This window comes from Marinomonas aquimarina (assembly GCF_900089755.1).
Classification (GTDB): domain Bacteria; phylum Pseudomonadota; class Gammaproteobacteria; order Pseudomonadales; family Marinomonadaceae; genus Marinomonas; species Marinomonas aquimarina.
Genome location: NZ_FLOC01000016.1, coordinates 95,235 through 107,554, shown reverse-complemented (window position 1 = coordinate 107,554; position 12,320 = coordinate 95,235). Strand labels below are relative to the sequence as shown.

The window sequence follows — 12,320 nt, the reverse complement described above, 5'->3', positions numbered from 1 at the left end:
ACCCTAAGATTAAAGAACGTAAAGCGAATTGACATGGTCACTTGCTTAAGACTTCAAAGTTTTTGAGAAGTCTCCAGCGAGCGCCCACACAAATTATCTGATTATCTATTTTAAAGAGCGTTGACACTGTTGCTTGCTGTTTCCAGTTCGCTTCGCAGTCCGTTGTGGTCTGCCGTGTCAGTGGAGGCGTATAATACGCATCAGGATTTTCAGCGCAAGCACTTTTTGAATTAATTTTAAAAAACATCGATTTTATAAGAGAAAAACGCAGAATTGATTATTTATTGATCACAATCAAGCATTTATCGATCAATAAATAGACAAGTCATGCTAAATCCAGCATCACGGAGGTTGCTAGACCTCCAACCCCACCCTAACCCTCCCCTTGCTAAGGGGAGGGAACATGAAATATCGCAGCCCCACAAAACTAAGCCCCCCCTTCCCCCAGTAGAAAGGAGAGGAAGTAGCAATATGGCAGCGCTACAAGACTAAGCTCCTCCCCCTTGCCAAGTGGGAGGCCGGGAGGGGGTTAAAGAATTAGCCGTGCTCCTTAAAAACAAAAAGCCCGCTACGGAAATCAGTAGCGGGCTTTTAAGCAATGTCATGCTTCTATTACATATTCGGGTAGTTTGGACCACCGGTGCCTTCCGGTGTTACCCAGGTAATGTTCTGAGCTGGGTCTTTAATGTCACAGGTTTTACAGTGTAAGCAGTTCTGCGCATTAATCTGAAGCTTCGGGCCCGCTTCTTGCTCAACGATCTCATAGACACCTGCTGGGCAGTAACGCTGTGCAGGTTCAGCAAACGAAGACAAGTTACTGCCTGTTGGAATGCTGTCATCCGCTAGCGTCAAATGGCATGGCTGATCTTCTTCATGGTTGGTATTCGAAAGGAATACCGAAGACAGACGATCGAAGCTTAGTTTGCCATCCGGTTTAGGGTAGTCAATTTTCTTGGCTTCGTTGATCGTTTGCAACTGCGCGTAATCCAACGAGGTATCGTGTAGAGTAATTGGCATTTTGCCGCCAAGGATATTCTGATCGATGTAGTTAAAAGCACCACCGAAGAATGTGCCGAACTTATGCATCGCTGGGGCAAAGTTACGAGTGCTGTACAGCTCTTGTTTCAACCATGAGGCGTCAAACAACTCACTGTAAGTGTCACCAATGGATAGTGCGTCATCGGCTAATACTTTATTAATCGCTTCTGCCGCCAACATACCCGACTTCATCGCGGTGTGCGTACCTTTGATCTTGGCTACGTTCAAAGTCCCCGCATCACAACCGACTAATAAGGCCCCCGGCAAGGTCATGGTTGGTAATGCATTCCAACCACCTTTAGTAATCGCGCGAGCACCGTAAGAAACACGCTCACCGCCCTCTAAGTATTGTTTGAACACAGGGTGGTGTTTCAAACGCTGGAACTCTTCGTAAGGACTCATCCAAGGGTTTTTGTAGTTAAGATCGACAATTAGACCCGCAACCACTTGGTTATTGTCGGTATGGTATAAGAAGAAACCACCACTCGCCTCTTCTAGTGGCCAACCGGCACCGTGCACGACTAAACCTGGCTGATGTTTACTTGGGTCAATTTGCCAAAGCTCTTTAATGCCCAGTGCGTAGTGTTGTGGATCCGCATCTTTATCTAATGAGAATTTCTCGATCAGTTGCTTACCCAGATGACCGCGACACCCTTCTGAGAACACCGTGTAGGCCGCATGCAGCTCCATACCTTCCATATAGGTTGGTAGCTTTTCGCCAGATGCCGACACTCCCATGTCGCCCGTTGCCACGCCTTTCACCGTACCGTCTTCATGGTACAGAATCTCAGCAGCGGCAAAGCCTGGGAAGATCTCAACGCCAAGACCTTCCGCTTGCTCTGCTAACCAGCGGCATAAATTGCCAACACTAACAATGTAGTTACCATCATTCTTCATCGAGTTGGGTACCAAAGAATGTGGTATCTCTTTACTCAGCTCACCATCTTTTAGTAGGTAAACTTCGTCTTTCGTAACGGGCGTATTCAAAGGAGCGCCCAGTTCCTGCCAGTTTTCAAACAACTCGTTGAGCGATCTAGGTTCTAGCACGGCACCAGAAAGAATATGCGCACCGACCTCAGACCCTTTTTCTAATACACACACGTTCAACTCAGCATTTAGCTGTTTCAAGCGAATGGCAGTAGACAGGCCGGAAGGACCAGCTCCCACGATGACTACATCAAATTCCATCGATTCACGCATAACTGCACTCCTCTTATTACTTTATCGTTATAGTTTTTCAGTCAGTTCTGGGAGAACATCAAACAAATCACCTACCAAGCCGTAATCCGCTACTTGGAAGATTGGCGCTTCTTCGTCTTTGTTAACAGCAACAATGACTTTCGAATCTTTCATACCGGCCAAATGCTGGATCGCACCTGAGATACCAAACGCCATGTACAAGCTTGGTGCGACGATCTTACCGGTTTGACCGACTTGTAGATCGTTGGCAACAAAGCCAGAGTCGACCGCGGCACGAGAAGCACCGACTGCTGCACCTAACTTATCAGCAAGGGCTTCGACTAGGGCAAAATTCTCTGCACTGCCGACACCACGACCACCCGATACGATACGCTCTGCGGCGGTTAGCTCTGGGCGCTCTGATTCAGACAACTCATCCGCTACCCAAGCACTAGCAGCGTTGGCAGCCGGTGCAGAAACAGTCTCCACTGCAGCCGAACCACCCGTTGCCGCCGCTTTATCAAATGCTGCGGCGCGAACAGTGATAACCTTAGTCGCATCTTTTGACGTCACGGTTGCAATGGCGTTACCAGCGTAAATTGGACGCTGGAACTGAGCATCGCTTAATACCGCTGTAATATCAGATAGCTGGCCCACATCTAACAGCGCAGCCACACGTGGCATGGCATCTTTGCTCACTGAATTAGAAGGTGCCACGACATGCGAGTAATCACCTGCTAGAGAAAGAACTAGCTCACTTAGGTTTTCCGCTAGGTCATGGGCTAGGCTGTCACCTTCCGCTAGCAAGACTTTGCTGACGCCAGCGCACTGGGCTGCGGCATCTGCTGCGGCTTTTGCCTCCGCACCCGCTACCAAAACTGTAATATCCGAACCGATCTGCTGCGCAGCCGTCAAAGCACTTAGCGTTGCAGGAGCCAATTCTGTTCCGTTGTGTTCTGCAATAAGTAAAGTAGCCATTAGATCACCTTCGCTTCGTCTTTCAGTTTCTGGATAAGCTCATCAACCGAGCCAACTTTCACACCACCTTGGCGTGCAGCCGGTGCTTCCACCTTATCTAGTTGAATGTGTTGTTTCGCCTCCACACCCAAGTCAGCAAATGTTTTCGTTTCCAGCGGCTTACGTTTCGCTTTCATAATGTCAGGAAGTTTCGCAAAGCGCGGCTCGTTCAGACGAAGATCCGTGGTTACGATCGCAGGAAGCTCAAGCTTCACGGTACGCAAACCACCATCGATTTCACGTGTTACCGAAACCGAGTTGCCATCAACTGCAACCTTAGAAGCAAAGGTACCTTGTGGACGCTTAGTTAACGCCGCGAGCATCTGACCTACTTGGTTGTTGTCTGAATCGATCGATTGTTTACCCAGAATGACGAGACCTACTTCTTCTTGTTCCATGATCTTGGCAAACGCTTTAGCAACATTTAGCGGTTCAGCGCCATCTTCGGACTCAACTAGAATTGCGCGATCAGCACCTAGCGCCATCGCCGTACGAAGCTGCTCTTGGCTGGCACTCGTACCGACACTCACTGCAATAACTTCTGTTGCCACACCCGCTTCTTTCAAACGGATCGCTTCTTCGACTGCGATTTCACAAAATGGGTTGATCGCCATTTTCGTGTTGCTTAGATCTACATCTGTGTTATCTGACTTAACGCGTACTTTAACGTTGTAATCTATTACGCGTTTGACACCGACTAATACTTTCATAATCGTCACCTAAAGATACTTTTCTTATAACAATAAACGCCAGCTAGGATTTAAGAGTCGCTGCTATACTGGCATTCTTCAATAACATTAAACGCTAATTACACTGACAGATTTAGGCTCTTGGTATAACTCTTCTACCTGATCAGCGCGATGTGCTTGAACATTACGTTGGTTTAGAGAGCCTTTATCGGTTACTTCATGAGCATTCAAATTTGGTGCTTCATGTTGCAACAATATACGTTGTACCACAGTTGATGATCCGGTTCCTTGCGCTGCGAAGGCTTTTAGCTTTTCAGCAAACGCCGCCTTGACTTCAGGATGCTCAACCAACTGTTGCTCTGTCAACACATCACCGCCTTCAATCAATTTGCGACAATGCACGAAATCAGGGAACACTAAACCAGTAATGTACGCACGGTTTGTGCCACAAAGCACCACGTCTTGAACCAAGGGCGCACAAGCACTGATAAATTTCGCACGCAATGTGCCAGCACTCACCCAAGTACCACTGTCGAGTTTAAAGTCTTCTGATACACGACCATCAAAACGGAAGCCACGGTCTGGGTTATTCTCATCCAAATAGGCAAACGCATCACCTAGACAATAGTAGCCTTCGTCATCAAACGCTTTGGCAGTTAACTCAGGCTGACGCCAGTAACCCGGCATAACCGTTACTGCTTTGACACGAGCTTCCAGTTTACCTTCGTTTGGCACCAACTTAAGTGTCACGCCAGGCGCAGGCTTACCGATCACCCCAGAAGCACTCTCTTCAATCGATGCAAAGGTGACAGACGGCGCCGTTTCCGTAGCACCAAGGCCCGTCAGCATTGGGATTTTCTTACCTGTGTATTTGATCGCCAGGGCATCAATATCGTCCCAAATATGTTGCGCCATACCGGCGGCGGCAAAGAACATAAACTGCAGACGAGAGAAGAATTTCTTCGCTAGCTCATCATCTTGCTGAAGCTTTTTCACCAGCAGCTCAAAGCCCTTCGGCACGTTGAAGTAAACCGTCGGAGCAATTTCCGCTAGGTTGTTCAGCGTTTTATGGAAATGGTTTTCGGTGGGTTTGCCGTCATCAAGGTAGAAAGCACCACCGTTGTATAAAGCAATACTCACATTGTGGTTACCACCAAAGGTATGGTTCCAAGGTAGCCAGTCCACCATCACTGGCGGCTCTTCGGCTAAGAAAGCCATGGTGTCACGAATCATCACCGCGTTGGCACACAACATACGCTGAGTGTTCATCACGCCTTTTGGCATGCCTGTGGTACCGGATGTGAATAGGATCTTAGCCACGCTATCGCCGGTGACTTCTGCGTTGCGCTCTTCGATGGCAGAATTTTCTTCGTGATCCCAGAACTCAGCAAACGACACTGTTGGGTTCTTAATCAGCTCGGCTTTGGTGTCACCGTACATGACCGCGACTGGCACATCTGTGTCCGCTACCGCATTAATCGCTTTTTCATAAGGGCCTAACTTATCGACCACGATCAGCCCCGGTGTTAGCAGCTCAATGACGTGCTTAAGTTTGCCGTAGTCTGTGGCAATCAATGAGTAAGCAGGTGACACCGGCGCATGAGGTACACCGATGTAGTAACCCGCCATCGCCAGCATCAAGTGCTCTAGGCTGTTACCAGATAAAAAGGCAATTGGGCGCTCTGGTGATACCGGCTGCTCCAGTAACCAAGAGGCTAGTTGACGAACTTTTACTAGCGCCTCGGCGTAGGTGTAACGATCCCACTCGTCATTATCATCGCGCTGTGCGACAAACACCGCATCCGGTGTTTTTTCCGCCCAGTATTCAAGTCGATCCGTTAGGCAACGAGCGTACTCAGCTAGCGGCGTTGCGCAGCTTACAATTTGCTCACCATTATCACGTTTCTCGATCGCAACAGAGTGACTCACCACCTTAATTGGATGGAATTCGCTGGTCATTTTATACTCCTGAGACTTGTTATTTTTATTCGTTCAAAGAAGGCTATACACCTTATGTGTTAGACGCTAAAACTGATAAGCATCTACTCCATTTTGTTCCTGTGTGACGGTTGTTAGAGCGGCTTGAGCCAGCGGTAGTTTGTATGCACTGTAAAATTCCGCTAGTGCTTCTACGTTGCCAAAGAACTCTTCGTCTTGTGCTTTGCTTTCTTGCGCTTTAAGCGCTAAACGAGCCAATTGCCACGCACAGCAGATGCCCCCCATTGCGTTTAAGAATGGCACCGCCACCGCATCTAATTGAGCAAGATCTGCATTAGGGCTTAATACGGTGGTATCCAATACTTGCGCTAGCTGGTCCACTGCGGCGGACAAACGCTTATTCACCACATTTTCTGGTGCTTGAGCGATATCGACACGCATTGCTGCCAGTAGCTCACTGATCGCCTGACCTTGGTCCATGCGAATCTTACGGTGTACCAAGTCTTTCGATTGCACACCGGTGGTGCCTTCATAAATCGTTGTGATGCGCGCATCACGCATCACTTGCGCAATACCAGTTTCTTCAACGAAACCCATACCGCCATAGACTTGAATTGCATCACCTGCCAATTCGTTCGCTTGCTCGGTGGCAAAGCCTTTAAAGATAGGTGTCAGCAAGGCAATTCGTTTTTCCGCGGCTTTTACGGCCGCTTCGTCGTCAGACTGCTCCGTGACATCGATCAAGGCCGCGATTTGATAGCCGAGTGAACGTAGCGCAAAGCTTTCCGAGCGCAGGTTCAGCAACATACGTTTCACATCAGGGTGTTCAATGATGGCCACACGTTGACCATCAGCACCGGCGCCTTGGACACGCTCTTTTGAGTATTGCAGTGCTTTTTGCAGGGCTAATTCACTTAGACCCACACCTTGCATACCACAGCTTAAGCGAGCTTCGTTCATCAGTACGAACATCGCCATAAGACCTTGGTTTAGGTTACCAATTAATTCACCGACACAAGCATCGTTATCGCCGTAGCTGATCGAACACGTTGGGCTACCGTGTAGACCGGTTTTGTGCTCAATCCCAGTACAACGGATATCATTGAACTCACCGCAAGAACCGTCTTCGTTAACACGGTATTTTGGTACCGCAAACAACGAAATACCGCGACTGCCTGCTGGGGCATCTGGCGTACGTGCTAATACCAAGTGCACGATATTGTCGGCCATGTCGTGCTCACCATAGGTGATGTAGATCTTTTGGCCTTTGATTTGGTAAGTACCATCCGCTTGTGGAATCGCTTTTGTCGTCAATGCACCTAGATCAGAACCTGCATTCGGCTCAGTCAGCGCCATCGCCACGGTCCATTCACCCGTAACGATTTGCGTTAGATAACGGGCTTTCAGTTCATCAGAAGCAAACTTTAATAGGATTTCAGAGCCACCTTGCGCCAACGCCGCGAACATGACGAATGCTAGGTTGCTCGACAACCACATCTCGTTCACTGGCTGAGCAATGTACTTTGGCAAACCTTGGCCGCCAAACTCTTCTGGTAGTGCTAAACCGATCCAACCGGAATCACGGAATTGTGCGTAGGCATCTTTCCAACCCGTTGGCGTCGTCACTTGGCCATCAGAGAATTTACAACCTTCCTCATCCCCCACCATGTTTAACGGGGCGAGTACGCCACTGGCAAATTTATTCGCTTCATCAATGATCGCGTTAGCAAGATCTAGATCGAAGTCTTGCAGGGATTCAAGGTTGCCCAATTGTTGCGTTTGGTACGCTTGCTCAACCAACCATTGCATGTCTTTGTAAGGGGCTTGGTAGCTCATCATCGATCTCCTATTTCGCCGCCATACGGATGGCGCCATCTAGACGAATGACTTCACCGTTCAGCATGCAGTTCTCAATGATTTGTTGTGCCAACATGGCAAATTCATCTGGATCGCCCAAACGTGGTGGGAATGGCACCGCTGCACCTAGTGACTGCTGCACCTCTTCTGGTAGCACATCCATCATCGGTGTTTTGAAGATACCTGGAGCGATGGTCATGACACGGATACCAAAGCGCGCGAGTTCACGAGCAATCGGCAATGTCATCGCTGTCACGCCACCTTTTGATGCGGAGTAAGCTGCTTGACCGATCTGGCCATCAAACGCTGCCACCGATGCCGTGTTAATGATCACACCGCGCTCAGTGGTAGATTGAGGTTCGTTGTGCTGCATTTTATCGGCTGCCAAACGAATCATGTTAAAAGTACCTAGTAGGTTGATGCGTAGTGCACGCTCAAAACCTGCTAGCGAGTGCGGACCTTCACGACCGACCACGCGCTCTGCACCAGGAATACCGGCACAGTTAACCACGCCATTGATTTCACCAAAGGTAGCAACCGCTTGATCCAATGAAGCTTGCACAGACGCTTCATCAGAAATGTCTGTTACTGCATACTGGACGCGCTCACCTAGACTTTCCGTGACACGTTTTAAGCCTTCTTCATTGATGTCTGCTAGAGAAATGCTGGCACCTAAACCATGTAGACGACGTGCAACCGCTTCACCAATGCCGGAAGCTGAACCTGTTACGACGAAATGACGACCTTGAACTTGCATGATGGGACTCCTGGAATGACTTAGTTTTTCTTACGGTTTAGGAAGGACTCGATACGTGCTTTCACTTCATCACTGGTTTGCGTGATACCGCAAATAAGTGACTCAGTGTACAAACCGTCATCAGCGGCCATATTGCTGATGTGCGCCAGACCAGTGGTCATCGCCCAGTTTGAGTACTTCGAGTTTTTCGCGATGCTGGCAGCAAGCTCCATTGCTTTATCCAAGGATGCACCGTTTTCCACAACGTAATGACCTAAACCAATGCGGTAGCCTTCTTCGGCATCCACATCGCGACCGGTCAACATCATTTCTGTCATACGGCTAGTACCGATCACACGTGCAACGCTTACCGATGCACCACCGCCGACGAAGATGCCATGGCGGCCTTCCGGTAAACGGTAGAAGGTATTCTTTTCAGTGACACGGATGTGCGCACAGATTGCCAATTCCAAACCACCACCAATGACAGCGCCTTGCATTGCGGCAATCACAGGCACACCAGAGTTTTGGATATGACCAAACACGCGGTGCCACATGTTTGAGTGTTTTACCACTTCAAATGGCTCACGGGCTTTGTGTTCTGCTAGATCCAGACCAGCACAAAATTCAGGGCCAGCACCAGAGAAGACGATAACGTTAACGTCATCAGGAAGGTTGATAAACGCATGCTCGATCTCTAGACATAGAGAGTCGTTGATCGCGTTCTTTTTTTCAGGTCGATTCAGTCGAAGGTGACCAATGCCATTATCTACTGAAAATTCGATGAACTGATAGCTTGTCATTCGCTTACCTCTTTTTGTTATGTTTATGGCTGAGGCGCCTTAAATACGTTGTTCTACTAATTGAAAACATAATAGTTGTATAACTAAACAAATGTCAAACACAACTATTTAACTTTTTCGCAAAAAAAAGCCACACTCAGGTGTGGCTAATAACGGAGACTTCAACACTTAACGATCGGACACTCGGATCACAGTGGCCATACCAGTATCACCCGCGGCACAGCCGGTAAATAAACCGTAGCCGCCGCCACGCATGGCCAACTCTTCAATCATTTCAATCATTGCACGCAGACCAGTAGGTCCTTGTGGGTGCCCCCAAATCAAGGAACAGCCGAAGTTGTTCATCTGCATCACATCAATATCCATGGCTTTGGCGAACGCCACATCGTTCACCGCAAACGGGTTATGGGTCTTAATCGCAGCCACTTGATCAATACCAATACCTGCCATCTGCAAGGCACGCTTGGCCGCTTCGATTGGCGCTGCTGGCATATAAGCCAAGTCATCACGGGCTTGACCAAAACCTACGACCTCAACCTTGATCGAGCTGTTCGTGGAAAGCTCTTGGGCTTTATCGCTGTGACAAACGATGATCGCGGCATTACCATCTGCTGGATGCGTCTGGTTACCAAAGGTAATCACGCCCCCTTCCATCACCGGCTTTAGCTTCGCCAGGCCTTCTGCTGTGGTCGGGAACACCCCTTCATCACCAGTCAGTACCGTCGCTTCTTTCTTAAAGTTCGCCGTTGGCACAGAAAGCGGCAGCGTCATATAGCGTTTTTGGAACGCCTGTTCGTCTTTTAGCGCTTCTTGGTATTGCTCGTAACGACGCAGCGTGACCGCATCCAATTCTTCACGGGTAATATCGAAACGCTTGGCCACGTTCTCACCGGTTTGCATCATGGAATGACCACCCATTGGGTCATTCATCATGTTGTAAAACACTTGGTCTTCCGACTGCCCGGCACCGCCGATACCTTGTGGGTTCGGGTAAACAATGTGCGGACCATTGGAACAACGGTCAGCCGCCATCAATAGCGACACACTGGCCATACCACACATCACTTCTGAGGCCGCTGCAAACAGGCCACGAGCACTGGTGGCACACACTTGGTTCACCGCGTGACCTGGCGTGTGCACCGCACCAATATCAAATAAAGGCCAAGGGGCACCGTTAAAGGATTGATACTGGTTAATGGTCATCCCCAACACACCCGAATCAAACACGGTTGGATCAATTGAGCGCTTGGCTAACTCTTGTTTCGCTACGTGTGCCGCAAACTTCATCGAATGCAGGTACTGCAAGGAACCCTGCCATTTAGTGAACGGCGTACTCCAATAAGCACCGTATGGAATCTCTACATTTTGCATTGTCATTTAGCTCACCCTTATTGTTATTTTGCGGTACTAACCATGTACTCACCTAGACCACCCCAAGCTTGTTGGAAAATGGCCTCAGGCATGGTTTTTAGATCGTCGGCAATGATTGGTTTGAAATCCATCATGCTTAATACGTCTTTTTCTAGATCAAGACCTGGTGCGATCTCAGTCAACACCATGCCTTCTTTGCGCAGCTCCAATACACAGCGCTCGGTAATAAAGAACACTGGCTTATCATTCGCTTGGGCAAATTCACCACTGAAGGTCACATGATCCACTTGCTCAACAAACTTACGGGTACGGCCTTCTTCCAGTACCGCGACCTTGCCACCTTCAAACGATAGCTTGGCGCCATTTACCAAGGTGCCACAGAAGACGACCTTCTTAGCGGTTTGCGAAATATTGATAAAGCCACCCGGCCCCACCACTTTAGGACCAAACTTACTGACGTTTAAGTTGCCGTTCTGATCCGCTTGCGCCAGACCTAGGAAAGCGATGTCCAAACCGCCACCATCATAGAAATCGAATTGGGCTTCGTGTTCGATAATCGCTTCTGCGTTCCACGCCGCACCAAAGTCACCACCTGATGCTGGAATACCACCGTAAGTCCCCAGCTCAGTGGTCAGCATAAAGCGGCTAGCAACATTTTCTTCGGCGGCCACCGATGCCACACCGTCCGGCATACCGATACCTAGGTTCACAATAGCGTTGTCATAAAGCTCCATTGCCGCACGACGAGCAATAATCTTACGCTCACCAAATGGCACTGGCGGAATGGCATTAAGAGGAATGCGAGCATTGCCGGCCAGACTTGGGTTATATTCCGTGGTGATGGTCTGCATGTGCTGCTCTGCTGGCGCGACTGTCACGTAGTCCACGAGCACACCTGGGACTTTGACATCTTTTGGCTTGATCGTTTTCGCTTCCGCTAGGTACTTCACCTGCGCGATCACGATACCGCCTTGGTTACGCGCCGCTTGCGCCATCGGTAGGATCTCAGCAAGCTGCGCCTCTTCTTCAACAGAAAGGTTGCCGTGCTCATCCGCTGTGGTGGCACGAATCACCACGACGTTTAGCGGGAATTTTTTATACAGTAACCAGTCTTCACCTTCGATATCGATGCGCTTCACCAAGTCGTCGGTTGCTTTTGAGGTCACTTTGCCACCACTGATCAGTGGGTCAACGTAAGTCCCCATGCCCACTTTAGTGATCACGCCAGGCTTATTACCGGCGATTTGACGCCACATAGTGGTGAGAACACCTTGCGGCAATAGGTAGGCTTCGATTTTATCCTCAACCACCATGCCCGCCATCTTGGGTGCTTGGCCGGTGTGACCAGAAATCAATCGCTTCACAAGACCTTCATGAGCAAGATGGGACATCCCCGCATCTTTACCATCACCACAGCCACAGTCGTGGATCAATGTTAGATTCTTTGGCTGCCCTGTTTCTAGGAAGCGTTTTTCTAGCTGGCTAGCCACAGCTTCTGCGAAATACGACATACCAATGGTCGACCATGCAACCGAATCACCGTCTTTGATCAGGCTTGCAGCCTGCTCTAGAGAAATCACCTTGCTCATGTTTCACCTTCTATTTTTAGCATTGTTCCGGTGTGTAAAAACGGACTACCTAATGTAGTTGTGCTTTTGTTGTACTACACAACAATTATTTTTACAAATAGTT

9 protein-coding genes are annotated in these 12,320 nt (G+C 49.0%); all 9 read right to left on the bottom strand.

Annotated features, from left to right (window positions below; genetic code table 11):
• Positions 1-612: 612 nt before the first annotated feature.
• The 9 genes from MAQ5080_RS13430 to MAQ5080_RS13390 all read right to left on the bottom strand — a co-directional run bounded on the left by MAQ5080_RS13430 (position 613) and on the right by MAQ5080_RS13390 (position 12,217).
• Positions 613-2,238 carry an electron transfer flavoprotein-ubiquinone oxidoreductase gene (locus MAQ5080_RS13430; protein ID WP_067211118.1) on the bottom strand — a complete coding sequence of 542 codons (1,626 nt, stop codon included), beginning with the start codon at positions 2,236-2,238 and terminating at the stop codon, positions 613-615.
• A 27-nt stretch (positions 2,239-2,265) separates the two neighbouring features.
• Complete coding sequence (locus MAQ5080_RS13425) at positions 2,266-3,195, bottom strand: electron transfer flavoprotein subunit alpha/FixB family protein (RefSeq protein ID WP_067211115.1); 930 nt, start codon at positions 3,193-3,195, stop codon at positions 2,266-2,268.
• Positions 3,195-3,944: an electron transfer flavoprotein subunit beta/FixA family protein gene (locus MAQ5080_RS13420; protein ID WP_067211111.1), complete on the bottom strand. Its 750-nt coding sequence runs from the start codon at positions 3,942-3,944 to the stop codon at positions 3,195-3,197. Before MAQ5080_RS13420 ends, MAQ5080_RS13425 begins: the two co-directional genes overlap by 1 nt.
• A gap of 87 nt (positions 3,945-4,031) precedes the next feature.
• Positions 4,032-5,882, bottom strand: coding sequence for a feruloyl-CoA synthase (locus MAQ5080_RS13415; RefSeq protein WP_067211108.1), 1,851 nt, complete (start codon positions 5,880-5,882; stop codon positions 4,032-4,034).
• A gap of 66 nt (positions 5,883-5,948) precedes the next feature.
• Positions 5,949-7,700: an acyl-CoA dehydrogenase family protein gene (locus MAQ5080_RS13410; protein WP_067211105.1), complete on the bottom strand. Its 1,752-nt coding sequence runs from the start codon at positions 7,698-7,700 to the stop codon at positions 5,949-5,951.
• A 7-nt stretch (positions 7,701-7,707) separates the two neighbouring features.
• Positions 7,708-8,475, bottom strand: coding sequence for a 3-hydroxyacyl-CoA dehydrogenase (locus tag MAQ5080_RS13405; protein ID WP_067211101.1), 768 nt, complete (start codon positions 8,473-8,475; stop codon positions 7,708-7,710).
• 20 nt (positions 8,476-8,495) lie between these two features.
• Positions 8,496-9,257, bottom strand: coding sequence for a crotonase/enoyl-CoA hydratase family protein (locus MAQ5080_RS13400; RefSeq protein WP_067211098.1), 762 nt, complete (start codon positions 9,255-9,257; stop codon positions 8,496-8,498).
• 168 nt (positions 9,258-9,425) lie between these two features.
• Positions 9,426-10,634, bottom strand: coding sequence for a thiolase family protein (locus tag MAQ5080_RS13395; RefSeq protein ID WP_067211095.1), 1,209 nt, complete (start codon positions 10,632-10,634; stop codon positions 9,426-9,428).
• Positions 10,635-10,651: 17 nt separating this feature from the next.
• The gene (locus MAQ5080_RS13390; protein ID WP_067211092.1) at positions 10,652-12,217 is read right to left on the bottom strand and encodes an acyl CoA:acetate/3-ketoacid CoA transferase; all 1,566 of its coding nucleotides are present in this window, start codon (positions 12,215-12,217) and stop codon (positions 10,652-10,654) included.
• Between the last annotated feature and the right edge of the window lie 103 nt (positions 12,218-12,320).

Coding starts and splice junctions, on each gene's coding strand:
- MAQ5080_RS13400 (WP_067211098.1), bottom strand. CDS start 9,257: ATGACAAGCTATCAGTTCATCGAATTTTCAGTAGATAATGGCATTGGT.
- MAQ5080_RS13395 (WP_067211095.1), bottom strand. CDS start 10,634: ATGACAATGCAAAATGTAGAGATTCCATACGGTGCTTATTGGAGTACG.
- MAQ5080_RS13430 (WP_067211118.1), bottom strand. CDS start 2,238: ATGCGTGAATCGATGGAATTTGATGTAGTCATCGTGGGAGCTGGTCCT.
- MAQ5080_RS13410 (WP_067211105.1), bottom strand. CDS start 7,700: ATGATGAGCTACCAAGCCCCTTACAAAGACATGCAATGGTTGGTTGAG.
- MAQ5080_RS13425 (WP_067211115.1), bottom strand. CDS start 3,195: ATGGCTACTTTACTTATTGCAGAACACAACGGAACAGAATTGGCTCCT.
- MAQ5080_RS13405 (WP_067211101.1), bottom strand. CDS start 8,475: ATGCAAGTTCAAGGTCGTCATTTCGTCGTAACAGGTTCAGCTTCCGGC.
- MAQ5080_RS13415 (WP_067211108.1), bottom strand. CDS start 5,882: ATGACCAGCGAATTCCATCCAATTAAGGTGGTGAGTCACTCTGTTGCG.
- MAQ5080_RS13390 (WP_067211092.1), bottom strand. CDS start 12,217: ATGAGCAAGGTGATTTCTCTAGAGCAGGCTGCAAGCCTGATCAAAGAC.
- MAQ5080_RS13420 (WP_067211111.1), bottom strand. CDS start 3,944: ATGAAAGTATTAGTCGGTGTCAAACGCGTAATAGATTACAACGTTAAA.